At 72.2% G+C, this 23,639-nt stretch carries 18 protein-coding genes and 2 pseudogenes; 13 read left to right on the top strand and 7 right to left on the bottom strand.

The window, feature by feature from the left end:
* Positions 1-56: 56 nt before the first annotated feature.
* Together LZG04_RS36310 and LZG04_RS36305 are read right to left on the bottom strand one after the other, a co-directional pair.
* On the bottom strand, positions 57-677 hold the full coding sequence (locus LZG04_RS36310; RefSeq protein WP_233825790.1) for an alpha-ketoglutarate-dependent dioxygenase AlkB: 621 nt from the start codon (positions 675-677) through the stop codon (positions 57-59).
* Between the two features lie 76 nt (positions 678-753).
* Positions 754-921 (bottom strand): hypothetical protein, encoded by a 168-nt coding sequence (locus LZG04_RS36305; protein WP_233825788.1) that lies wholly within the window; start codon positions 919-921, stop codon positions 754-756.
* A 217-nt stretch (positions 922-1,138) separates the two neighbouring features.
* Here LZG04_RS36305 and icmF point away from each other — a divergent pair, with 217 nt between their 5' ends.
* From icmF to LZG04_RS36275, 6 genes are all read left to right on the top strand, one after another.
* Complete coding sequence (gene icmF, locus LZG04_RS36300) at positions 1,139-4,378, top strand: fused isobutyryl-CoA mutase/GTPase IcmF (RefSeq protein WP_233825786.1); 3,240 nt, start codon at positions 1,139-1,141, stop codon at positions 4,376-4,378.
* 69 nt (positions 4,379-4,447) lie between these two features.
* The gene (locus LZG04_RS36295; RefSeq protein WP_233825784.1) at positions 4,448-5,236 is read left to right on the top strand and encodes an MBL fold metallo-hydrolase; all 789 of its coding nucleotides are present in this window, start codon (positions 4,448-4,450) and stop codon (positions 5,234-5,236) included.
* Positions 5,237-5,337: 101 nt separating this feature from the next.
* Entirely contained in the window at positions 5,338-5,769 is a 432-nt protein-coding gene (locus LZG04_RS36290) for a hypothetical protein (RefSeq protein ID WP_233825782.1), read from the top strand.
* Positions 5,766-6,935: a zinc-dependent alcohol dehydrogenase gene (locus LZG04_RS36285; RefSeq protein WP_233825780.1), complete on the top strand. Its 1,170-nt coding sequence runs from the start codon at positions 5,766-5,768 to the stop codon at positions 6,933-6,935. The genes LZG04_RS36290 and LZG04_RS36285 overlap by 4 nt, the downstream gene beginning before the upstream one ends.
* An 84-nt stretch (positions 6,936-7,019) precedes the next feature.
* Positions 7,020-7,637: a hypothetical protein gene (locus tag LZG04_RS36280; RefSeq protein ID WP_233825778.1), complete on the top strand. Its 618-nt coding sequence runs from the start codon at positions 7,020-7,022 to the stop codon at positions 7,635-7,637.
* A 5-nt stretch (positions 7,638-7,642) separates the two neighbouring features.
* Entirely contained in the window at positions 7,643-8,569 is a 927-nt protein-coding gene (locus tag LZG04_RS36275) for a hypothetical protein (RefSeq protein WP_233825776.1), read from the top strand.
* 6 nt (positions 8,570-8,575) lie between these two features.
* Here LZG04_RS36275 and LZG04_RS36270 read toward each other — a convergent pair whose 3' ends face one another.
* Positions 8,576-9,610, bottom strand: coding sequence for a LacI family DNA-binding transcriptional regulator (locus LZG04_RS36270; RefSeq protein WP_233825774.1), 1,035 nt, complete (start codon positions 9,608-9,610; stop codon positions 8,576-8,578).
* Positions 9,611-9,884: 274 nt separating this feature from the next.
* On the opposite strand from LZG04_RS36270, the gene LZG04_RS36265 reads away from it, so the two are divergent.
* The 4 genes from LZG04_RS36265 to LZG04_RS36250 are packed head-to-tail and all read left to right on the top strand — an operon-like array spanning position 9,885 to position 14,307.
* Complete coding sequence (locus LZG04_RS36265) at positions 9,885-11,132, top strand: extracellular solute-binding protein (RefSeq protein WP_233825772.1); 1,248 nt, start codon at positions 9,885-9,887, stop codon at positions 11,130-11,132.
* On the top strand, positions 11,132-12,052 hold the full coding sequence (locus LZG04_RS36260; RefSeq protein WP_233825770.1) for a carbohydrate ABC transporter permease: 921 nt from the start codon (positions 11,132-11,134) through the stop codon (positions 12,050-12,052). The genes LZG04_RS36265 and LZG04_RS36260 overlap by 1 nt, the downstream gene beginning before the upstream one ends.
* A 9-nt stretch (positions 12,053-12,061) precedes the next feature.
* A complete protein-coding gene (locus LZG04_RS36255; RefSeq protein WP_233825746.1) occupies positions 12,062-12,940 on the top strand; it encodes a carbohydrate ABC transporter permease in 879 nt (292 codons plus the stop codon).
* A complete protein-coding gene (locus LZG04_RS36250) occupies positions 12,937-14,307 on the top strand; it encodes a GH1 family beta-glucosidase (protein ID WP_233825744.1) in 1,371 nt (456 codons plus the stop codon). Before LZG04_RS36255 ends, LZG04_RS36250 begins: the two co-directional genes overlap by 4 nt.
* 123 nt (positions 14,308-14,430) lie before the next feature.
* On the opposite strand, the gene LZG04_RS36245 is transcribed toward LZG04_RS36250, so the two are convergent.
* Together LZG04_RS36245 and LZG04_RS42160 are read right to left on the bottom strand one after the other, a co-directional pair.
* Positions 14,431-15,225, bottom strand: coding sequence for a DUF3152 domain-containing protein (locus LZG04_RS36245; protein WP_233825742.1), 795 nt, complete (start codon positions 15,223-15,225; stop codon positions 14,431-14,433).
* Complete coding sequence (locus LZG04_RS42160) at positions 15,222-16,799, bottom strand: putative glycoside hydrolase (protein ID WP_267938754.1); 1,578 nt, start codon at positions 16,797-16,799, stop codon at positions 15,222-15,224. The genes LZG04_RS36245 and LZG04_RS42160 overlap by 4 nt, the downstream gene beginning before the upstream one ends.
* 149 nt (positions 16,800-16,948) lie before the next feature.
* Here LZG04_RS42160 and LZG04_RS36235 point away from each other — a divergent pair, with 149 nt between their 5' ends.
* Positions 16,949-17,998 carry a polysaccharide deacetylase family protein gene (locus LZG04_RS36235; protein ID WP_374202962.1) on the top strand — a complete coding sequence of 350 codons (1,050 nt, stop codon included), beginning with the start codon at positions 16,949-16,951 and terminating at the stop codon, positions 17,996-17,998.
* Between the two features lie 45 nt (positions 17,999-18,043).
* Here the strand turns inward: LZG04_RS36235 and LZG04_RS36230 are convergent, their stop codons facing one another.
* Positions 18,044-20,050, bottom strand: coding sequence for a hypothetical protein (locus LZG04_RS36230; RefSeq protein ID WP_233825740.1), 2,007 nt, complete (start codon positions 20,048-20,050; stop codon positions 18,044-18,046).
* 97 nt (positions 20,051-20,147) lie between these two features.
* Positions 20,148-20,552, bottom strand: coding sequence for a hypothetical protein (locus LZG04_RS36225; protein ID WP_233825738.1), 405 nt, complete (start codon positions 20,550-20,552; stop codon positions 20,148-20,150).
* A 237-nt stretch (positions 20,553-20,789) separates the two neighbouring features.
* Between LZG04_RS36225 and LZG04_RS43200 the strand changes: the two are divergent.
* Positions 20,790-22,193: pseudogene (locus tag LZG04_RS43200) on the top strand (ATP-binding protein); the annotation flags it as partial.
* A pseudogene (locus tag LZG04_RS43195) lies at positions 22,170-23,639 on the top strand (DNA topoisomerase); the annotation flags it as partial. The pseudogenes LZG04_RS43200 and LZG04_RS43195, both read left to right, overlap by 24 nt.

Here is a 23,639-nt window from a genome sequence, read left to right as displayed (position 1 = left end):
CCCAGAGGGAGAGTAGTGACGGCGGTCATGCTCCACAAGGACGAGATTTCCGGTGGTCAGCGCACTCCGCGGGGGCGGAACTGGATGCTGATGCGCGGTCCGACCGCTTTGCCCGCTTTCGGCACGGCGTGCTCCCACGTCCGCTGGCACGAGCCGCCCATCACGATCAGGTCGCCGTGGCCCAGCGCGTACCGGACGGTCGCGCCGCCGCCCCCGCGCGGGCGCAACGCCAACGCACGCGGCGTGCCGACGGACACGATCGCCACCATCGTGTCCTCGGTCGAACCCCGCCCGATCGTGTCACCGTGCCAGGCGACGGAGTCGCGGCCGTCGCGGTAGTAGCAGAGCCCGGCGGTGCGGAACGGCTCGCCCAGCTCCTCGCCGTACCAGGCGCTCAACTCGTCGCGCGCCCGCGTCAGCACCGGGTCGGGCAGCGGCGTGCGCTCGTCGTAGAAGCAGAGCAGGCGCGGCACGTCCACCACGCGCTCGTACATCTGCCTGCGCTCGGCCCGCCAGGGCACTTCGTCGGCCAGGCGGCGGAACAGCGCGTCGGCTCCGGTCAGCCAGCCGGGGAGCACGTCGACCCAGGCGCCGTGGCCCAGCTCGGTCCGCCGCACACCGGTGAGCGGGCCCAGCGCGGGCGCGTCGGCGCCGTCGTCGAACAGCGACACCTGCATGGGCCCAGCATAACCCGGGGTCGAACACGCGTTCGACCCCAGTGTGCTCTATAGCTTCAGTGTCGACTGAAAAAGGTCAGGCGTCCGGCTCGGGCTTGCGCCGCCTGCCGCCTGTCCTGACCTGCTTGGACGGCTCCTCGGCAGGCTCGGCCTGCGGTGCCCCGGCCGCCGCCGCGTCAGCGGTGCCTGGGTGGTCGGCGAGCAGGATGGCGGCCAGCTCGTCGTAGATAGGTGTGCTGCTCATGGAAGATCCTCTACCCCGTTTGGACGGAAAGTACACGCGTCGTCTCGGAGGGGCGCGACCAGGGTTGCGAAAACGATCGACGCCGGGGGTTTGGCTTCGCATTTGCCTGATTTGTCCGGTCGCGTGCGCGTGACCCGTCGCACAACTCGCTCCTACATCCGATAGACGGATGTCCTAGTAATCTGGACGCAGTTCCGCGCTGCCGAAGGAGCCAGTCGTGACCGCTGCCCCGCTGCACACCCCGTCGCACCCGGTCCGCTTCGTGACCGCGGCCAGCCTGTTCGACGGGCACGACGCCGCGATCAACATCATGCGGCGCATCCTGCAGTCCCAGGGCGCCGAGGTGGTGCACCTCGGCCACAACCGCTCGGTGCGCGAGGTCGTCGCCGCGGCCGTGCAGGAGGACGTGCAGGGCATCGCGATCAGCGCCTACCAGGGCGGTCACGTCGAGTACTTCACCTACCTGGTCGAACTGCTGGCCGAGCGCGGCGCGGGGCACATCAAGGTGTTCGGCGGCGGCGGCGGCGTGATCGTGCCGGAGGAGATCGAGTTGCTGCACTCGCGCGGCGTGGCGCGGATCTTCTCGCCGGCCGACGGCCAGCGCCTCGGCCTCGCCCGGATGATCAACACGATGGTGGAGGCGTGCGACTACCCGCTGGCCGACCGGACGCCGCCGTCGTGGGACGGGTTGTTCACCGGCGCCGAGGACGTGCTGGCCCGCGCGATCACGCTGATCGAGGCCGGCGCGCTGCCGGCGGAGGTGCACGACCGGGTGAACCGCGCCGCGGCGGAACGCCCGGTGCCCGTCCTCGGGATCACCGGGACGGGTGGTTCGGGCAAGTCGTCGTTGACCGACGAGCTGGTGCGCCGGTTCCGGCTGGACCAGCAGGACAAGCTGCGGGTCGCGGTGCTGGCGGTGGACCCCACGCGGCGCAAGGGCGGCGGCGCGCTGCTCGGCGACCGGATCCGGATGAACTGCCTGGACGGCGACCGGGTGTTCTTCCGCTCGCTGGCCACCCGGCGGGCGGGCTCCGAGGTGCCCGACGGCCTGTCCGACGCCATCGCGGCCTGCAAGGCGGCCGGGTTCGACCTGGTCGTGGTCGAGACGCCGGGCATCGGCCAGGGCGACGCGGCGATCGTGCCGTTCGTCGACCTCTCGCTGTACGTGATGACGCCGGAGTTCGGCGCGGCGTCGCAGCTGGAGAAGATCGACATGCTGGACTTCGCCGACGCGGTGGCGATCAACAAGTTCGAACGACGGGGCGCGGAGGACGCGCGCCGCGACGTGGCGCGGCAGTTGGTGCGCAACCGGGAGGCGTTCGGCGCCTCGTGGGAGGACATGCCGGTCTTCGGCACGTCGGCGGCGACGTTCAACGACGACGGCGTGACCGCGCTGTACCAGCACCTGCGGGGCGAGCTGGCGCAGCGCGGGCTGGACGTGACCGAGGGCGCGCTGCCGGCCGTGACGGGCAAGGTGTCGACGTCGGCGGCGACCGTGGTGCCGCCGACGCGGGTGCGGTACCTGGCCGAGATCGCGGAGACGGTGCGGGGCTACCACCGGGCCACCGAGACGCACGTGGACGCGGTGCGGCGGGTGGCGCACCTGGGCGCGGCGCGGGAGGAGCTGGAGTCGGCCGGGCACGACACGGCGGCGATCACGTCGCTGCTGGAGTCGGCGCGCAAGCAGGTCGACGCGGAGTCCGCGGAGCTGCTGGCGGCGTGGCCCGGGGTGGTGGAGTCCTACAGCGGCGACGAGATGGTCGTGCGGGTGCGGGACCGGGAGATCCACACCAAGCTGACCCGGGAGACGTTGTCGGGCAACAAGGTGCGGCGGGTGTCGTTGCCGCGCTACGAGGACGACGGCACCTTGTTGCGGTTCCTGCGCAAGGAGAACCTGCCGGGGCACTTCCCGTACACGGCGGGGGTGTTCCCGTTCAAGCGCGACGGCGAGGACCCGGCGCGGATGTTCGCGGGCGAGGGTGACGCGTTCCGCACGAACCGCCGGTTCAAGTACCTGTCGCAGGGCTCGGAGGCGACCCGGCTGTCGACCGCGTTCGACTCGGTGACGCTGTACGGGCGCGACCCGGACACCCCGCCGGACGTCTACGGCAAGATCGGCACGTCGGGTGTGTCGATCGCGACGCTGGACGACATGAAGGCGCTCTACGCCGGGTTCGACCTGACCGCGCCGAGCACGTCGGTGTCGATGACGATCAACGGTCCCGCGCCGACGATCCTGGCGTTCTTCCTCAACACGGTGGTCGACCAGCAGGTCGACAAGTTCCGCGCCGAGCACGGCCGCGAACCGTCCGAGGCGGAGGCGCGGGAGCTGAGGTCGCGGGCGCTGTCGACCGTGCGCGGCACCGTGCAGGCCGACATCCTCAAGGAGGACCAGGGGCAGAACACCTGCATCTTCTCCACCGAGTTCTCGTTGCGGATGATGGCCGACATCCAGGAGTGGTTCATCGAGCAGAAGGTGCGCAACTTCTACTCGGTGTCGATCTCGGGCTACCACATCGCCGAGGCGGGGGCGAACCCCATCAGCCAGTTGGCGTTCACGCTGGCCAATGGGTTCACCTACGTCGAGTCGTACCTGGCGCGGGGCATGGACGTCGACGACTTCGCGCCGAACCTGTCGTTCTTCTTCTCCAACGGCATGGACGCCGAGTACAGCGTGATCGGCCGGGTGGCGCGGCGGATCTGGGCGATCGCGATGCGCGAGCGGTACGGCGCGAACGAGCGGTCGCAGAAGTTCAAGTACCACGTGCAGACGTCGGGCCGGTCGCTGCACGCGCAGGAGATGGACTTCAACGACATCCGCACCACGTTGCAGGCGTTGTGCGCGTTGTACGACAACACGAACTCGTTGCACACCAACGCCTACGACGAGGCGATCACCACGCCGACGGAGTCGTCGGTGCGGCGGGCGATGGCGATCCAGCTCATCATCAACAAGGAGTGGGGCCTGTCGGCGAACGAGAACCCGTTGCAGGGCTCGTTCGTGATCGAGGAGCTGACCGACCTGGTCGAGGAGGCGGTGCTGGCGGAGTTCGACCGGCTCTCCGAGCGCGGCGGCGTGCTGGGCGCGATGGAGACCGGCTACCAGCGCGGCCGGATCCAGGACGAGTCGATGCGGTACGAGCAGCGCAAGCACGACGGCTCGCTGCCGTTGATCGGGGTGAACACGTTCCTGCCGGAGGACGGCGGGCGCGAGCAGGTGACGATCGAGCTGGCGCGGGCGACGGAGGAGGAGAAGCGGTCGCAGGTGGAGCGGACGCGGGCGTTCGCCGCCGCGCACGCCGCCGAGGCCGAGCCCGCGTTGCGGCGGTTGAAGGAGGCCGCGGCGTCGGGGGAGAACGTGTTCGCGGTGCTGATGGACGCGGCGCGGGTGTGCACGCTGGGGCAGATCACCGAGGCGTTCTTCGAGGTGGGCGGCCAGTACCGGCGCAACGTCTGACCGGGGCCGCTCGCGAGGCGGATCGGGGACGGGTGGGTTGAGCCGGCGGGGTGCGGGCACCCCGCCGCCATGAACTCGCTGTTCTTCGTCGGCAACGCGACCGCGGTGCTGCGGTTGGGCCCCTTCACGCTGCTGACGGATCCGAACTTCCTGCACCGGGGCCAGTGGACGCACATCGGCCAGGGCGTGGTGGCGCGGCGGCGGACCGACCCGGCCATCGGGATCGGCGAGCTGCCGCCGTTGGACGCGGTCGTGCTGTCGCACTTCCACGGCGACCACTTCGACCGGGTCGCCGCGCGGGAGCTGGACCGCGACCTGCCCGTGCTGACCACGCCGCACGCGGCGCGCAGGCTGGCGCGGCGGGGGTTCCGGGAGCCGGTCGCGCTGTCCACGTGGGCGGACCTGCGGCTGGAGAAGGGCGGCGCGAGCGTGACCGTGACGTCGTTGCCGGGTCGGCACGCGCGGGGCCGGTTGGCGCGGTTGCTGCCGCCGGTCATGGGCAGCATGGTCGAGTACCGGGCCACGCCCGCGGCCGAGCCGCTGCGCCTGTACCTCAGCGGCGACACCCTCGTGCACGACGACCTGCGCGAGATCCGGGAGCGCTACCCCTCGATCGACGTCGCGGTGCTGCACCTGGGGGGCACCAAGGTGCTGGGCGTGCTGCTGACGATGGACGGCGAGCAGGGCGTGGACCTGCTGGAGCTGCTGGCGCCCCGGCAGGCCGTGCCGGTGCACTTCGACGACTACAGCGTGATGAAGTCGCCGCTGTCGGACTTCGTCGCCGCGGTCGAGCGCCGCAAGCCGCCGGTGGCGGTCACCTGCGTCGACCGCGGTGAGACGTTCACCCTGCCGGGGTGAGGGGCGCGGCCCGGGGCGGTGCGGACCGTTCAGCGCCGCCCATCCCGAGTGAGTCGCGGCTTGGTGGGTACTCGCCGGGTTCGGTGACGAAAGGCGGAGCGATGAAGGCAGCCATGAAAGCCGTCGCGGCCACGGGCGTGGGGGCGGCGGTGGTGGTCGGCCGGCGGATGACGGCACGCCGGCGCGCACTGCGCCGCGGCCGGTCCGACCACTGGTTGGCGGTGACCGTGGACCGGCCGCTGGACGCGGTGACCGGGCCCCCGCGGCTGCCCGGCCCGATGGGTGAGCTGCGCGGCCGCGTGGACGTGCGCTTCCGCCCCGCCCCCGGCGGCCGGGGCACCGAGGTGCTGGCGGTGCCCAAGGACGACGACGTGTCGAGGGAGGACCTGCGCGTGGCCTTGCGCCAGATGAAGTCGCTGCTGGAGACGGGCACGGTCATCCGACCCGACACGCCGTCCACGACCCACCCCGGACCGGCCGGGCGGGTGCTGCGCGCGGTGATCGGCAAGTCGGCGGGGGAGGGGCGGCTGTGAGGGCCTTGTGCTGGGAAGGCGTCAACGACGTGCGGGTGCAGGACGTGCCCGACCCGAAGATCCTCAACGACGGCGACCTGATCCTGAAGGTCGGGCTGAGCACCGCGTGCGGCTCGGATCTGCACCTGCTCACCGGGCACATCCCGTTCATGCAGGCCGGTGACGTGATCGGGCACGAGTTCATGGGCGAGGTGGTCGAGGTAGGACCGGACGTGACCCGGCACAAGCCCGGTGACCGGGTGGTGGTGGCCTCGTTCATCGGCTGCGGGCAGTGCTACTACTGCCGCAACGACCTGTGGTCGCTGTGCGACAACACCAACACCAACCCCGGCATCACGCAGGCGTTGTGGGGCGCGGACCCCGGCGGGATCTTCGGCTACTCGCACGCCATGGGCGGCTTCAAGGGCAGCCACGCCGAGTACGTGCGGGTGCCGTTCGCCGACCACAACGCCATCGCGATCCCGGAGGCCGTGGACGACCTGAGCGCGGTGTTCGCCTCGGACTCCGCGCCGACCGGGTGGATGGGCGCGGACCTGGGCGGTGTGCGGCCCGGGGACGTGGTCGCGGTGTGGGGCAGCGGCGCGGTCGGGCAGATGGCGGCGCGCTCGGCCCAGCTGCACGGCGCGGAACGCGTCGTGGTGATCGACCGCTTCGACTACCGGCTGCGGCAGGCGGAGAACGCGTTCGGCCTGGAGACGGTCAACTACGAGCACGTCGACGTGGGGGCCGCGTTGCGGGAGATGACCGGTGGCCGCGGACCGGACGTGTGCATCGAGGCGGTGGGCTGCGAAGCGCACAGCTACGGCCCGCAGTACGCCTACGACCAGGTCAAGAGCAAGCTGAAGCTGGAGACCGACCGGCCGATCGCGGTGCGCGAGGCGATCCACAACTGCCGCAAGGGCGGCACGGTGTTCGTGCTCGGCGTGTTCAGCGGCGTGGTCGACAAGTTCCCGCTCGGCGCAGTGATGAACAAGGGCCTGACCCTGCGCGGCGCGCAGCAGCACGGGCAGCGCTACATCCCGATGCTGCTCGACCGGATGGCCTCGGGCGAGCTGACCACCACCCACCTGGCCACGCACGTGCTGCCGCTGGAAGAGGGCGCGCGCGGCTACCAGTTGTTCAAGGACAAGGAGGACGACTGCGTCCGCGCCGTCTTCCGCCCTTGATGTCACGCCGCGTGTATCCAGACGCTTGCTCCGAACCTCCTAATGGGTGAACCCAAAAGGAGCAACAGGGGCAGGTGAGGCCCGATGAGGTGGCTGACCGGAGGAACGTTCACGATCCTGGCTTGCACGGTGGCGGTCGGTTGCGCGGCCGTGCCGGGGCAGCCGACCGGGCAACGGGCGGGCGAGGTCCGGTCCGCGGAACCGACGACGTCGGAGCACACCGGGCACGAGACGCCGGGGCGGCCCGGGGACGGATCGGGGACGCGGCCCGAGCCCTCGCAGCCGCAGATCCCCAGCCCTCGCGTCCCGCCGGGCAGCGCCAACCCGCCCGGCGTGCCCGGCAGCCCGATCAAGTACGACACCACCCAGCTGCTCGGCACCGGCGCGGAGGAGACGAAGTCGACGATCGAGGAGAGGATCCGCGGCAACCGGGGGTGCGACCGGGACCTGTGCGGCGTGACCGTCACGATCGCCCCCCGGGCCGGCGGGAACTGCGTCGACGAGATCTCGCCGGGCGCGCCTCCCGACGGCGGGCCCGCGAGCGTGCAACCCGGCGGGACGGTGCGGATCTTCCGGGGCAGGCCGTGCTTCGGCGAGACCACCGGGGAGACGACCACGTCGTCGGAGGGGACCACGCCCGTGCACCCGACGTCCGCAACCACGCCCGAGCCGACCACCGGGACGACGGGCGGCGGGCGGTGACCACCGTGACCGCCCGCCGGAGCGCGAGCCCGGCGCAGCCCGTGCCCGACCCGGTCGTGCCGCCGACCGGGCCCGCGCGAGCGTTGCGGATCATGGCCTCGGTGGTCGCCAACACGACCCTGCTGACCGCCCTGCTGTACTTCTTCGGCCTGGTGGCCACGCAGGTGTTCTTCGCCCACTTCCGGGTGCACTACACGCTGCTCAGCCAGACCCCGGACGAGATCCTGGCCCGCGGCGCGGACGGGTTGTTCCTGCCGCTGGCCGGCATCGCGATCGGCGTCCTGGCCGTCACGTTCCTCGCCCGCTACCTGCGCACTCGGCTGTCCGCGCGGCAGTGGTCGGCGTTCCTGCGGGCCTGCACACCCGTCGCCGCCGTGCTCGGCCTGGCCCTGCTGGCGGTGACGCTGCCGATCACGGTCGACCCCGAGCCGTTCCGGGCCTACCCGGGCCTGCCGGGGCTGGGGTTCGCGGTCGGCATCGTGCTGCTGGCGTTCGCGTGGCGGCGGTGGAGCCTGACCGCGGGACGCGGCCGCAAGGGCGCGGCGTTCGGCGTCGCCGAGTCGGTGGCGGCGTTCCTGCTGGTCAGCATCGGTCTGTTCTGGGCGGTCGGCGACTACTCGAGCGCGGTCGGCACGCGCCGCGGCTTCGAGGTCGAGGCGCGGGTGCCGGGCATGCCGGGCGTGGTGCTCTACAGCGAGCAGAGCCTCACCCTGTCCGGCGAGGGCGTGCGCCAGGTGGCGTGCGCCGGGCCCGACACGGCCTACAAGTACCGCTACGACGGCCTGAAGCTGCTGCTCCAGTCCGGCGGCCAGTACGTGTTCCTGCCCGCGACGTGGCACTCGTCGGCCGGCACGGCGTTCGTCGTGCCCCGCACGGACTCCCTGCGCCTGGAGTTCGGCCCGCCGGGCAGCACCCCGCCGCCGGCCTGCTGAGGAGCCTCACCGGCTCGACGAGCGCACCACCAGCCTGGTCGGCAGGAACGCGGGCGGCGGCTTCTCCCCGCCGTGCACCATGGTCAGCACCGCCCGTGCCGCCGCCACCCCGATACCGGCCTTGTCCTGCGCCAACGTGGTCAACGGCGGCTCGACCAGCGCGGCCAGCTCGATGTCGTCGAACCCCACCACCGCCAGGTCGTCCGGCACCCGCAGCCCCGCGTGGCGCGCGGCCAGCAGCGCGCCCACCGCCATCTCGTCGCCGGCGCAGAACACCGCCGTCGGTGGCTCGGGCAGCGCGATCAGCGACCGCGTCGCCGACTGCCCGCTGGGCCGGTAGAAGTCGCCTTCCACCACGTACTCCGGCGGCACGGCCAGGCCCGCCTCGGCCATCGCGGCGCGGAACCCGTCGAGCCGGTCGGCCGCCGGGCGGTTGGCGCGCGGCCCGGTGATGGTGGCGATCCGCCGGTGTCCGGCCTCGACCAGGTGCCGCACCGCCATCGCGGCGCCGCCGACGTTGTCCGACGTCACGTACGTCGCCCGCGGCCCGTCGACGTCCACGTCCACCGCCACGCACGGCAGCCCGGACTGGGCGAACGCGGCGAACGCCGGGGCGTCCGACCCGCTGTCGATGAGCACCAGCCCGCCCAGGTGGTGCCGCCGGGTCATGTTCACGTACGCCACCGGGTCCGCCAGCGACGCGCCGACCGCCCGCAGCGCCGCCGACCCGCTCGTGGCGAGCATCAGCAGGTGGTAGCCGTGCGCGCTCAACGCCGACTTCAACCCGATCAGCAGCTCCTGCAGGTACGGGTGCCGCCAGCCCGGCCTGCGGTGGTCGGTGTCCCACACCAGGCCGATCAGCCCGGACCGCTTGGTGGCCAACGCGCGCGCCGACTCGTTGGGCCGGTAGTCGAGCTCCCGGGCCACCCGCTCCACGACTTCGCGCTTTTCCTTGCTGACCGTCAGCGGCTGGTTGAAAACGCGCGAAACGGTCGCCACCGACACCCCGCACAGCTGGGCGATCTCACGGATGGTGGTCATCTTCGGCCCTTTCTTTGTAACCGGTTTCACGCGTTCAGCCGGTGTGTCCTGACCAGGGTGGACACGGTATCACCTGCGGAAACGTCATAGGCGGGGAACGGCTGGGTTATCGGTTCGTTACTTGACGGTGTCGCGGCCGCGGGGCTGTCATGTACACCACACCGGCCGGGTGCGGACCACGGCCGGAATTCGCCGGAAACCCCCGGAACGACCTTGCGCGTGTTCGGCGTGCCCGAAAACGGCCCGCTCAGCGATGGAGAGGGAGAACCGCGTTATGAGACGAACTCCGACCCTGGTCGGCGCGACCCTGCTGGCGGCCGCCCTGGTCGCCGCCGGCTGCGGCGGCGGCGCGAGCGACGGCAAGACCAGGATCACGATCGGGCTGTTCGGCAACTTCGGCTACCAGCAGCTGTTCGAGGAGTACGAGAAGGCGCACCCGGACATCGACATCACCGACCGCACCGCCTCCTACTCCGACCACCACAAGAACCTCGCCGCCCACCTCGCCACCAACAACGGCGCGGCGGACATCGAGGCCGTCGACGTCGGCTACATCAACCAGTTCAAGGCCAACCCCGGCCAGTTCGTCGAGCTCGGCTCCGAGGTCAAGGACCGCTGGCTGGACTGGAAGTGGGAGGGCTCGCTGTCCAAGGACGGCAAGCAGATCGGCTACGGCACCGACATCGGCGGCCTGGCCATCTGCTACCGCCGCGACCTGTTCGAGGCCGCCGGCCTGCCGTCCGACCGCGACCAGGTCTCCGCCCTGTGGCCGACCTGGGAGCAGTTCATGGCCACCGGCAAGCAGTTCGCGGCCAAGGCCCCGGCCGGCGCGAAGTTCTTCGACGGCGGCCCCACCGTGCTCAACGCGATCGTCGGCCAGGCGCCCACCGGCTACTACGACAAGAACGACAAGATCGTCGTGGGCGACAACGCCGACATCCGCAAGGGCTGGAACCTCGTCGCCCAGGGCGTGGCCGACGGCCTGTCCGCCGGGCTGCTGCACAGCACCCCGCAGTGGAACACCGGCTTCAAGCAGGGCCAGTTCGCCACGCTGGCGTGCCCGGCGTGGATGATGGCCAAGATCAAGGACCAGGCGCCCGACACCGCGGGCAAGTGGGACCTCGCGGCCGTGCCCGGCGGCGGCGGCAACTGGGGCGGCTCGTACCTGACCGTGCCCAAGCAGGGCAAGAACACCGACAAGGCCGTCGCGCTCGCCGCCTGGCTCACCGCGCCCGAGCAGCAGGCCAAGGTCTTCGCCACCGCGGGCCTGCTGCCGTCCACGCCGAAGCTGTACAGCGAGGAGTCGGTGGCCAAGAAGCAGGACCCGTTCTTCAACAACGCGCCCGTCGGCAAGGTCTTCACCGACGCCGCCCGCGCGTTGAAGCCGCAGTACCAGGGCCCCAAGGCCGGCGACGTGCAGACCGAGCTCGGCAACGCCATGCAGCGCGTCGAGCAGGGCAAGCAGAGCCCGGACGAGTCCTGGAACCAGTTCGTGGGCGACGTCAAGAGGCTCGAGGACTGATGAAGACGGACTGGCGCGAACGCCGCCACCGGTGGGACACCCGGTACGCGCCGTACGCCTACATCGCGCCGTACTTCCTGCTGTTCGCGGTGTTCGGCCTGTTCCCCCTGCTCTACACCGCCTGGGTGTCGTTGCAGGACCGCAACCTGCTCGACGGCGACGCGGCCACGTTCATCGGCGTGGACAACTACGTCCAACTGCTCACCGCGGACCCGTACTTCTGGAACGCGATGGGCAACACGCTGAGCCTGTGGCTGCTCACCACCGTCCCGCAGATCCTGTTCGCGCTCGGCATCGCGCAGCTGCTCAACCGGCGGCTGCGCGGCCGGACGTTCTTCCGGATGGGCGTGCTGCTGCCCAACATCACCTCCGTGGCCGCGGTGACGATCATCTTCGCGCAGCTGTTCGGGCGCGACTTCGGTCTGATCAACTGGGTGCTGGAGCTGTTCGGCGCGGGCCGGATCGACTGGCAGGCCGGCACCGGCAGCTCCCACACCGCCATCGCCGCGATGGTGGTGTGGCGCTGGACCGGCTACCACGCGCTGATCTTCCTGGCCTCCATGCAGGCCATCCCGACCAGCGTGTACGAGGCGGCCCGGCTGGACGGGGCGACCTCGTGGCAGCAGTTCTGGCGCATCACCGTGCCGATGCTGCGCCCGCAGATCATCTTCTCCACCGTGATCGCCACCGCGGGCAACATGCGGCTGCTGGCCGAGCCGCTGCTGTTCAACCCCGGTGCGGGCGCCGCCACCGGCGGCTCGGACCGCCAGTTCCAGACCGCCGCGCTCTACCTCTACGAGCAGGGCTTCGCGAAGTTCGACTTCGGCTACGCGTCGGCCATCGCCTGGCTGCTGCTCATCGCGACGGTCGCCATCACCGGGTTGAGCTACCTGGCCGCGCGCCGCATCCGGACGGACTGAGAGGACACCATGACCACCGTGCTCGAACCGCTGGCGCCCCAGGCGCCCGCGCCGTCCGGGCGGCGCAGGGCGTTGCGGATGCCCGGACCGTGGACCTACGCGGCGCTGATCGCGGTGCTCGCCGGGTCGGCGTTCCCGGTGTACTGGTCGCTGGTCGTGTCGTCGCAGACACCGGACTCGGTCAGCAGCGTGCCGCCGGTGCTGGTGCCCGGCGGCAACCTGTTCGCCAACATCTCGCGGGTGTTCGACCAGTCGGACTTCGCGCTGGCGATGATGAACTCGCTGATCGTGTCGGGGACCATCACGCTGTCGGTGGTGTTCTTCTCCACCCTCGCCGGCTTCGCCTTCGCCAAGCTGAGGTTCCGCGGCCGGTCCGCGCTCATGCTGCTGGTCGTCGCCACCCAGGCGGTGCCCACCGAGCTCGGCGTCATCCCGCTGTACATGATGATGAGCGACTTCGGCTGGGCCGGGGAGCTGCACGCGGTCATCGTGCCCGGCCTGGTCACCGCGTTCGGCGTGTTCTTCATGCGCCAGTACTTCGAACGCGCCGTGCCCGACGAGCTGCTGGAAGCGGGCCGGATGGACGGGTGCAGCTCGCTGCGCCTGTACTGGCACGTGGTGCTGCCCGCCGCCCGCCCGGCCGCCGCCGTGCTCGGCCTGTTCACGTTCATGCAGGCGTGGAACGACTTCTTCTGGCCGCTGGTCGTGCTGACCCCGGAGAACCCCACCGTGCAGACCGCGCTGAACACCCTGGCCAGCGGCTACACCACCGACTACACCCTCGTGCTCACCGCGGCGACGATCGGCACCGTGCCGGTGCTCGCGGTGTTCCTCCTGTTCGGCCGGCAGATCGTCGGCGGGATCATGCAAGGAGCTCTCAAAGGATGACCGACTTCCCCCAAGGATTCCGCTGGGGCGTCGCCACTTCGGCCTACCAGATCGAAGGGGCCGTGGACGCCGACGGGAGAGGACCGTCGATCTGGGACGCGTTCGGCGCGGTGCCGGGCGCGGTCGCCGGCGGCGACACCGGAGCGGTCGCCTGCGACCACTACCACCGGATGCCCGAGGACCTGGCGCTGCTCGGCGAGCTCGGCGTGGACGCCTACCGGTTCTCGGTGGCCTGGCCGCGGATCGTGCCCGAGGGCGCGGGCCGGGTCGAACCGCGCGGGCTGGACTTCTACAGCCGGCTCGTCGACGGGCTGCTGGAGCGGGGCATCGAGCCGTTCCTCACCCTGTACCACTGGGACCTGCCGCAGGCGCTGGAGGAGCTGGGCGGCTGGCGGTCGCGCGACACCGCCGAGCGGTTCGCCGAGTACGCGGTGGTCGTGCACGACGCGTTGGGTGACCGGGTCTCCAAGTGGACCACGTTCAACGAGCCGTACGTGTCCTCGATCGTCGGCTACGGCGAGGGCAGGCACGCGCCCGGCGCGCGGGAGGGCCACGGGTCGCTCGCCGCCGCGCACCACCTGCTGGTCGCGCACGGCCTCGCGGTGCGGGCGATGCGCGGCACGCCCGGCCACGAGTTCGGCATCGTGCTCAACCAGTCGCCGTCGACCCCGGTCACCTCCTCGGACGCGGACGTCGCCGCGGCACGCAGGCACGACCTGCTGCTGCGCCGCCAGTTCACCGAGCCGCTGTTCGCGGGCCGCTACCCCGAGGACTACGAGGAGACGTTCGCCGGCGTCACGGACCTGTCGTTCCGCCGCGACGGCGACCTGGAGCTGATCTCCACGCCGCTGGACTACGTGGGCATCAACTACTACTACCGCCAGCACGTGGCCGACGCGCCGCACCGCGACCCCGACCCGGCCACCCGGACGTCGATCGACATCGGCATCGACACCACCCGCCTGCCCGACGTGCCGCGCACCGCGATGAACTGGCCGGTCGAGCCCGAAGGGCTCACCCAGACGCTGGTCGGGCTCAAGGAGCGCTACCCCGACCTGCCGCCGGTGTACGTTACCGAGAACGGGTGCGTGTACCCGGACCACCCCGGGTTCCTCGACCAGGAGCGCATCGACTACCTGCGCACCCACCTCGCGGCGGCGCGTGACGCGATCACCGCCGGGGTCGACCTGCGCGGCTACTTCGTGTGGTCGTTCCTGGACAACTTCGAGTGGGCGCACGGTTACAAGCACCGGTTCGGCCTCGTGCACGTCGACTACGACACGTTGGTCCGCACACCCCGGGCGAGCTTCCACTGGTACCGCGACCTGGTCGCCGAGCAGCGGGCCGGGACGGCCGCGGCGCAGTGACCCGCGTGGCTGCCGTCGCGCGGAGGCGCGTCCGCGCGACGGCAGCCGTGGCATCGGCTCACCCGCGCCGTCCGGGGTGGACGGCGCGGGGCCGACGCGACCAGGGCCCGCCCGCCCGCGGCGTCACGGCCACGGGTTGGGCAGGCACGCCTTCCCGTCCGGGGTGACCGCGACGCCCTGGTCGCTCCCGGTCGTGATCGACGCCAGGCCGTCGTTGTCCACGCTCAACGTCTGCTGCATCATCACCGGCGCCGGCGCGCCGTCGGCCGGGCACACCTCGTGGCCGAGGCCGAGGAAGTGCCCCACCTCGTGGTTGACCGCGTAGATCCGGTAACCGCGCAGGTCACCGCCGTAGGTGTGCGCGCCCCGGAACCATCGCGCCGTGCTGAGGTGCACGACCGACCCGACCCGGCACGACGTGTCGTAGGGCAGCTCGAACCCGCACAGCGACCGCGCCGTCCGCTGGGACGTCAACCGGATCCGCAGCTGCGGATCCACGCCCTCGCCGACCCGCCGGAACGCGTGCCGGGCCGCCCACCCGCGCGGGTGCCGCAACGCGTGGTCCACCACCGCGGCGAACGAGTCGTCGCCGTGCGGCAGCACCACCCCGTCCTCCACCTCCACGGCGTAGGCGATGCCGGACGTCCCGCCGACCCCCGGCGGCGGCACGACGTGCCACGTGCCCGAGCCGTGCTCCGGGAACGGCGGTCCCGGCGGCAGGTCCGCGCCGGAGCGCAACGCCTCCACCGGTGGCGCGCTCCCGACCCGGTCGACGGCCGCGGGCGTGCTCGGCACGACACCGGAAGCGGGCCACGCCACGGTGGCCGGCCGCGCCTGGATGCCGACGTCCAGCACCAGCACCGCGGTCGCCGCGAGGCACACCCCGGTCAGGTAGGGCAGCAGGGGCACCGTCCTCATGCGGGCTCCAACCCGGCCGAGCCGTACGTGCAGGCGGCGTTCCACAGCAGGAACGACGGCGCGCCCGCGTCCGCCGTGGCGCGCACCTGCGCCTGCACCTCGGCCGGCCCGTAAGCGTGACCCAGCGAGAACGCCTGGAGCCACGGGATCACCGTCGAACCGGTGCCCTGGGTCATCCGCACGAAGTCCGCGACCGACGCCCGCACGATCTCGTACGGCTGCGCGTTCGGGTTGCCCACGCCGTACTCGCCCGGACCCCAGTGCGACGGGTACACCATCGGCGAGACGTAGTCCACGTGCGCCGCGATGGCCGGGATGTCCTGCGCCACGTCCGTCGGGCTGTGCGCGGCGATGCCGAACACCGACGCGCCCAGGTACGCGCCGTGCTTGCGCACGGCCGCCCGATTCTCCTTCAGGAAGTCCACGATGGACTGCTCGGGGCTGGTGGCCAGGCCCGGGAACACCATCTGCCCCAGCGGGCCGTCCGGCCGCCGCACGTAGTCGTACAGCACGTCGTCGAAGCCCAGCGACGCGGCCTCCTCGGCGATCGCGGTGTTGTACGCGCGCACCTCGGGGTTGGCGAAGTTGGTGAACGCGTACTGGCCGTAGTGCGCCGACCAGGGCGCGCCGGACGAGTTCTGCGCCACGCGGTCGCGCGCGCCCGACTCCCACGACGCCTTGCCCAGCACCGGGTCGCGGAACGCCACCAACCTGCCGACCACCCGCAGGTTGAGCTTGTGCAGCTCGTCGACCACGGCACGGGCGTCGTAGTACGTGCGGTTCGCGCCGATCTGCCGGGCCAGCGGCACCTGCGAGTCGTAGCCGATCTCGCCGCTCTCGTCCTTGATGTCGAGCTGCACGGTGTCGATGCGGCCCTCGCGCGCCATCGCCAGCACCGGGTCGCGCAACGACGCCGTGGCCCACGCGGCGGCGCTCATGTGCACACCCCGCATCCCCGGGTGGGTGACCTTGACCGGGACGTCCTGGCGCTGCGCGTTGCCCGCCGCGTCGCCGGCCTCGACCCGGACGCTGGCCGGCACCTCCTTCAGCGACGCCTCGAACCTGCCGTCGCGCACCTGCACCGGCTGGTCGCCGACCTTCACCGAGTCCGCGCCCTCCACGCTGCCCTTCACCGTCACCGGCCCGCGCGGCGACCCGGCCTCGGCCGACTCCACCTTCAGCACGGGCGGTGTGGCGTCCACGGTGAACTCGCGCTGGACCTGCGCGTCGGGCATCCACGGCAGCGGGTTGGCCGCCCGCACCGACAGCACGTGCCTGCCCTCGGCGAGCTTGACCCCGGTCAACGTCATGCGGCCGTCGGCGCGTCGCGCCTGCACCGGCTGTCCGTCCACGTGCACGGTGACACGGTCGAGCCCGCCGGCCTCCGCGGTGGTGATGGACACGCGCTCGACACCCGAAGGAGTGACAGCGCTGCCGTCGCCCAGGTCCGCCACGGCGAGCCCGACGCCGCGGCCGTGCACGATCGTGGTGACGACTCCCGCGATCAGCAGCAGCACCACGACGCCGACCACGGGGATCAGCACGCGCTTGAGCTTCCGGGGCGAATCCGACATCGGGTGACTCCGATCTGGGTGGGGCATCGGCGATCCGGTCAGGTCATCGGCTACCAGCGACTTGACCAGGAGGCACGGCGGCAAACCCAAGGTCATCCGAAGGGGTGTAACCCGGTGTCGGAGCGGTGGCGAGGCGGAACCATCCGACTGTGAACACCACGTCAGGCACGCCCGTCCGGACCGTCGTGGCGCTGCTCGCGGCCCTGTGCTGCGGGTGCGCCGCCAACCCCGCGCCCGACGAGGCCGCGGCGCAACTGCCGCCGCCCGGGTCGTCCGCGCCGCCGTCCGACGCGGCGCCGTCGTCGTCCGCGCCGCCCGACCCGGCCGCCGTGGGCGCGAACGAGCTCGGCCAGGTGCCGATCCTGATGTACCACCGGCTGGTCGAGCGGCCGTCCTCGGTCTACGACCGGACGCCGGCGGCGTTCCGCGCCGAGCTGGAACGGCTGGCCGCCGAGGGGTACGTGCCGGTGACGACCGCCGAGTACGCGACCGGGAAGATCGACCTCCCGGCCGGCGCGCACCCGGTCGTGCTCACCTTCGACGACGGTGACGCGACGCAGTTCGCGCTGGGCCCCGACGGTGCGCCCGTGCCCGGCACGGCCATCGCGATCCTGCTGGACGTGGCCGCGCGGCACCCCGGTTTCCGGCCGGTGGCCAGCCTGTACGTCAACGCCGGGCCGTTCGGGTCACCGGACGGCGCGGCCCTGCGCTGGCTGCGCGACCACGGGTTCGAGATCGGCAACCACACGCGCGACCACACCAACCTGGCCTCGGCCGACGAGCGGGGCGTGCAGGAGGCGATCGCGGCCGGGCAGCGGGAGATCCAGCGGGCCGTGCCGGACTACCGGGTGTCGACCCTGGCGCTGCCGTTCGGCGCGATCCCCTCGAACGGCGCGCTCGCCCTGCGCGGTGGCTCCGACGGCACGTCGTACGAGTACGCGTGCGTGCTGATGGTGGGCGCGGGACCGGCCCCGTCACCGTTCGCGGCCGACTTCGACCCGACGACCACACCGCGCATCCGCTCGCAGGACCCGACCGGCGAGGACGCCCGCTACGGCTCCGCGGTGTGGCTGGACCAACTGGCCGCCGCGCCCGCGCAGCGCTACACCTCCGACGGCGTGCCCGACCGCATCTCCTACCCGGCCTCCGCGGGCCTCACCCCGGCACCGCACTTCACCGACCGCGCCGTGGCCTACTGACCGGAACCCCTGCCCACCCGGAGTCCGCGTGACCGCGCCCCTGCGTCAGGCGGTGGCGCGGGCGTGGTTGCGCAGCGCCACGGCGGCGCGTTCCAGGCTGCCCAGCACGCCCGGCGGCAGCTCGTGGTGGCGGCCCACCACCTCCTGCGCCATGACCTGCATCGGCGCGGACTCCTCCGCCTCCACCACGGCCAGCACCTTGAACGCCGTGCCCGGCGGGAACAGCACCCGCTCCTGCACCACGCCGCCGAACGAGTCCACCACCGACACCCGTCGACCCGTCGCCGACCACAGCAGGAACTCCACCCGCCCGTCGAACGGCACCGACGGACCCGCCACCGTGTTGAGCAGCCCGTGCTCCACCAGCACGTCACCCGTGCGGAACCGGCGGGCCTCACCCCAGCACACCGTCACGCCCTGGTGCGCCGGCAGCCGCCGCAGCCCCGACACCACCGATGCCGCGTACGGCCACAGCCTGCCCAGCTTCCCGCTGCGCAGCGCCTCGACCAGCACCTCCTCGTCGTGCCGCAGGAACGCCGACACCGCCGCGAGGTCGGTCACCACCGCCTCGAACGCCTCCGGGTCGTCCGGGCGCTCCACGATGTGCCGGCACGCCACCGCCGCGTGCTCGCCGTACCGCTCGCCCAGCATCCGGCGCACCGCGTCGCGCTCCTGCTCGGTGCTGCGGTGGTCGACCGGCACGACCTCGTCGCCCACCCGCTCGCCCCACTCCGGCGCGGGGGAGTCCGCCAGCGGGCCGTCCACGCTCAGCGGCACGGTCTCGTCGGCCGACACCGGCGGCGGCTCCTCCTCGGCCACCGGCGGGCGCGGCATGGGCGTCGGGTCGCAGAACACGACCTTGAGCAGCCGCCGCACCTCCGGCTCCAGCCGTTCCACCAGCGACGCGCCCGCCACCGCGACCGCGCCCGCCGTCGTGCGACCCGGCGTGCCGACGGTCAGCCGCGCCCACTCCGGGTCCACCGGCAGCGACCGCACCTCGGGCCCGTTGTCCTCCGCCTCACGCACCCACAGCCCGGACGGCACGACCTCCAGCACCACGCCGCCACCGAGGTCGTAGACGCCCGGACCCCGTTCCACCAGCCCCGGCACCGGCACCCGGTAGCCCGACACGACCGGCGTGCCGCCCGGCGCGTACCGCACCTCGGTCACGTACGGCCGCCAGGTCTGCTGCCCGCGCGGGTTCACCGCGACCACGGCCGCGCCGCTGCGCAACGCACCCACCGGCAGACCGGTGTAGAGCGAGATCGGCTCGCCGAGCTGGTCGGCCACCGCCTGCGCCTGGTGCTCGCCGCCGTACCAGACCAGCCGCACGCGCGAGCGCGCCACCGACGGCAGCCCGCCCAGCAGGCGGCACACCTCGTCGATCGGGATGGGCGGCTGCCCCGGACCGCCGACCACGACGGTCAGCACGTTGTCCCGGCACGGCAGCCCGATCACCGCCCGCACGTCCGGTGCCTGCGGGTCGAACGGCACGCGTTGCGCCCGCAGCCACAGCCCCGCCGGGATCGGCTCGGAGATGCCCACCTCGCCCGTGGGCCACGGCGTGTTCGGGTCGACCGCCTCCCAGTTCGGCACCGGGAACCGCCTGCCCATCGGCACCGGCGACGCGCCCGGCAGGAACCGCAGCCAGCAGCCGTAACCGCCGTTGCTCGCGACGAACGCCACGCCCGGCACGGTGGTGACCGCGCCGTCGGGGGCCACGACCTCGACCTGCAACTGCTCGGCCAGCCACTGCGCGGGCGCGGTCGGCCGCATCGAGCCGGAGTGCGGCGTCATCAACCGCACCGGTCCTCTGCCCTGGAGCGCGGCGGCCACGGCCGGCCAGAACGACGCCTCGTCGCCGTTGGGCGGGTCGACCACCACCACGGTGCGGCCCCGGTCGACCGGCAGGCCCCGGGCCAGCGCGACCGCGGCCGGACCGGGACCGCCGGGCGGCCCGACGACCAGCGTCGCGCCCGCGAACGAGGCCGAGAACTGTGCCGGCGGGGGTGCGGGCGGCGCGGTCTGGACCACGGGCTCTCGCTCGACCACGGGCTCCACTTGCGGGGCACGCTCCTTCGGTGCGGCACGTCGGAACTTCAAGGCGCCCGATCACCTCCAGGCACGACAGCGCGGGAACGTCAGCACTCTACGCGGGTGACACCCGATCGGGCGTAGGGCACTCCACGTGGTCGTCCACAGTGGACCGCAACACCGCTCCGACCAGCGCGCCGAACGCCACGTGGTCCGCCCACTGCGCCGCCCGGGGCAACGCGCGGACCGCCGGGAACCACCGCCCGACCACCTCCAGGTCCAGCGCGGCGATCACCGCCCCGGCCACCGCGCCCCGACGCGCGTCCAACGGCCACCGCCGGTCCACCGCCGCCAGCACCGCGGTCCAACCCGCCGACACGCCGAGGTGCGCGACCGCGCCGCGGATCACGCCCGTGCCGCCGAGCAGGGAGGCCGCCGCGCGCGTCGACCGCAGAACGTCACCACCGGTCACCAGGGCGTGCACGGTCGACGGCACGCCGCTGAGCGCCGAAGCGACCAACCACGCCCTCGTCAGGGGTGGTGCGGACGTGTGCCGGGTATCCCGCCCCGAAAGACCCCCTGGGGCGCGCTTGCTCCGTCGTGGTTCCATGTTCGAACCTGTGTTCGAGAGTATGACAAGATCACGGGTGCACCACCGACACCGTATCCGGACGCCGGGCACCGCGCCGACGACGTGCCCGCCTCGGCTACCGTGAACGCCGCTCGACACACGCCACGACCTGGGGAGAACGACCCGGTGACCGCTGAGATCCTGTACGGGGCCGACGACCTGACCCACCTGGAGGGTCTGGAGGCGGTGCGCAAGCGCCCCGGCATGTACATCGGGTCCACCGACAGCAGGGGCGTCAACCACCTGTTCACCGAGGTGGTCGACAACTCCACCGACGAGGGCGTGGCCGGGCACGCCACCAAGGTCGTCGTCACCCTGCACGCCGACGGCAGCGTCCAGGTCGACGACGACGGCCGCGGCATCCCCACCGGCGTCCACGCCAAGTCCGGCCTGTCCGGTGTCGAGCTCGTGCTCACCCGGCTGCACGCGGGCGGCAAGTTCGGCGGCTCCGGCTACAAGACCTCCGGCGGCCTGCACGGCGTCGGCGCGTCCGCCGTCAACGCCCTGTCGCACCGCTTCGACGTCGTCGTGCGCCGCGAGGGCAAGACGCACGAGATGTCGTTCGCGCACGGCGTCCCCGGCGTGTTCGACGGCCCCGGCCCCGACGCCGCCTTCACCCGCCAGTCGGGCCTGCGCGTCACCGGCCGCACCAAGCGCACCGGCACGTCCATCCGCTACTGGCACGACGCCCGCTACTTCGAGAACGGCGCGGCGCTCGACGTCGAGGCCGTCCGCACGAAGCTGCGCAACACCGCCTTCCTCGTCCCCGGCGTCACCTACGTGCTGCGGGTGGCCACCGACGACGGGATCGACGAGGAGACGTTCCACTTCCCGGGCGGCCTGGTCGACATGGTCGACCACCTCGCCCCGTCGAGCGACAAGCCGGTCACCGGCACGCTGCTCATCACGGGCACCGGCGTCTACCACGAGAACGCGGCCGACGAGAACGGCGTGATGCGGTCCAAGGTCGAACGCCAGGCCGAGGTCGAGATCGCGCTGCGCTGGGGCACCGGCTACGAGCGGATCGTCGAGTGCTTCACCAACACCATCCGCAACGTGCACGGCGGCACCCACCGCCGCGGCTTCGACCGCGCCGTGCTCAAGGCCGTCCAGGACGCCATCGGCAAGACCAGGGGCCTGCTCAAGCCCAAGGAGGACCCGCCGACGCTGGACGACGTGCTCGAAGGCATGACCGCCGTCGTCCACGTCCGCATCCCCGAACCGCAGTTCACCTCCCAGACCAAGGACGAGCTGTCCACCGCGGGCATCACCAAGGTGACGCTCGGCGTGGTGGAGAAGCACATCAAGGCGTGGACCGAGGACCGCCGCACCAAGGCCGAGGCCAAGGTCGTCCTGCAGAAGGTCGTCGACGCCTCCCGCGTCCGCCTGACCCAGAAGCAGCAGAAGGACGCCGCGCGCCGCAAGACGGCCCTGGAAGGCGCGGCGATGCCCGCGAAGCTGGTCGACTGCCGCACCACCGGCGTCTCCCGCAGCGAGCTGTTCCTCGTGGAGGGCGACAGCGCCCTCGGGTGCTTCACCGGTGACACGCTGGTGGCATTGGCCTCGGGACGTGCGATGAGCTTCGCCGAACTCGCCGCCGACTGGGAACGCGGCGTCACGCACTTCGGCTACACGACCAACCGCGCCGGTCGCGTCGTCGTCGCACCGCTCGTGGAGCCCCGGCTGACCAAACGTGACGCACCTCTGGTGCGCGTCACCCTGGACAGCGGCGAATCGGTCCGCTGCACCCCGGACCACCTGTTCCGGCTGCGCGACGGCTCGTACCGGCGGGCGGACCAGCTCCAGCCGGGCGACTCCTTGATGCCGCTGTACCGGTCGGTCTCGGCCAAGAGCTCGGGTGACAAGCTCGAGGGCTACGAGCGGGTCTGGATGAACGACCGCCAGGAGTGGGTCTACACGCACTACCTCGCCGATGCCCACAACCTCCGGCACGGCCTCGACAGCGCCGACAACGGCACCGTCCGTCACCAGGTGGACGTCGACAAGCGCAACAACGACCCGCGCAACCTCCGGCGGATGACGTGGGACGACCACGCCGCCCTGCACGCCCCGATGATGGGCGAGCACGTTCACGCGGGTTACCGGGCTTGGCTGGCCGAGGGCGGCCTGGAGTTCAAGTCGGCGATGCTGTCGGCGCAGTGGAAGGACCCGGACTTCCGCCAGGCGTGCCTGGCGCGGTTGGCGGCGCTGAACGCCGACCCGGAGTTCCGGCGGCGAATCGAGCAGGGGTTCCAGGACTGGTACGCGCAGCTCGACCCGGACGAGCGGGCCGAGTACGCCGAGCGGATGCGCGAGCGGCAGGCGGCGTACTGGGCGCACCCCGAACACCGGGAAGCCGCGGCCGAGCGGGTGCGGTCGTTCTTCGCCCAGCCGGGTCGCCGGGCGGAGTGGAGCGAGAGGTCGAAGCGGCAATGGGCCGATGAGGACCTGCTGGCGTGGCGCTCTCGGAAGACGGTCGAACAGTTCTCCGACCCCGCCGAGCGGGAACGCCAACGGGCCGCGGTGATCGCATGGCACGAGGAGCACCCGGAGTTCGGGGAACGGCACTCGCTGCGGATGAAGCTGCGGATGCTCGACCCCGACAACGACCACCTGGCCAAGGCCCGGGCGGGGCGGCGTCGCTACGTGGAGTCGGTGCCCCGGCCGGAGCGTGTCGCCAAGCAGCGCGAAGGCAAGCGACTGGCCGCGCTCAAGCGACTGCGGCCGTTCCTGTCGTTGACCGACGCGGAGATCGCCGCGGCGTACGAGACGGATCGCCTGGCCAACGCCCGCACCGGCTCGAAGTTCGAACGCCTGCTGGAGGCGTTCGACAGCGACCTCGGTCGCCTCCGGGAGGCCGCTGCCCACGCCAACCACGCGGTGGCCTCGGTCGAACCGCTCACCGAGACCGCGGACGTCTACGACCTGACGGTCGACGGCTACCACAACTTCGCGCTCGAAGCGGGTGTCTTCGTG

The sequence above is a fragment of the Saccharothrix sp. S26 genome, assembly GCF_021390395.1.
Lineage (GTDB): Bacteria > Actinomycetota > Actinomycetes > Mycobacteriales > Pseudonocardiaceae > Actinosynnema.
Note: the sequence above shows the minus strand (reverse complement) of the source record. Positions and strands in the feature narration are given on the sequence as shown.

Bases quoted from the DNA above. Each gene is read 5' to 3' on its own strand.
- LZG04_RS36310 (WP_233825790.1), bottom strand. From the start codon at position 677: ATGCAGGTGTCGCTGTTCGACGACGGCGCCGACGCGCCCGCGCTGGGC.
- LZG04_RS36305 (WP_233825788.1), bottom strand. From the start codon at position 921: ATGAGCAGCACACCTATCTACGACGAGCTGGCCGCCATCCTGCTCGCC.
- LZG04_RS36295 (WP_233825784.1), top strand. From the start codon at position 4,448: ATGAACTCGCTGTTCTTCGTCGGCAACGCGACCGCGGTGCTGCGGTTG.
- LZG04_RS36290 (WP_233825782.1), top strand. From the start codon at position 5,338: ATGAAGGCAGCCATGAAAGCCGTCGCGGCCACGGGCGTGGGGGCGGCG.
- LZG04_RS36280 (WP_233825778.1), top strand. From the start codon at position 7,020: ATGAGGTGGCTGACCGGAGGAACGTTCACGATCCTGGCTTGCACGGTG.
- LZG04_RS36270 (WP_233825774.1), bottom strand. From the start codon at position 9,610: ATGACCACCATCCGTGAGATCGCCCAGCTGTGCGGGGTGTCGGTGGCG.
- LZG04_RS36265 (WP_233825772.1), top strand. From the start codon at position 9,885: ATGAGACGAACTCCGACCCTGGTCGGCGCGACCCTGCTGGCGGCCGCC.
- LZG04_RS36260 (WP_233825770.1), top strand. From the start codon at position 11,132: ATGAAGACGGACTGGCGCGAACGCCGCCACCGGTGGGACACCCGGTAC.
- LZG04_RS36255 (WP_233825746.1), top strand. From the start codon at position 12,062: ATGACCACCGTGCTCGAACCGCTGGCGCCCCAGGCGCCCGCGCCGTCC.
- LZG04_RS36250 (WP_233825744.1), top strand. From the start codon at position 12,937: ATGACCGACTTCCCCCAAGGATTCCGCTGGGGCGTCGCCACTTCGGCC.
- LZG04_RS36245 (WP_233825742.1), bottom strand. From the start codon at position 15,225: ATGAGGACGGTGCCCCTGCTGCCCTACCTGACCGGGGTGTGCCTCGCG.
- LZG04_RS42160 (WP_267938754.1), bottom strand. From the start codon at position 16,799: ATGTCGGATTCGCCCCGGAAGCTCAAGCGCGTGCTGATCCCCGTGGTC.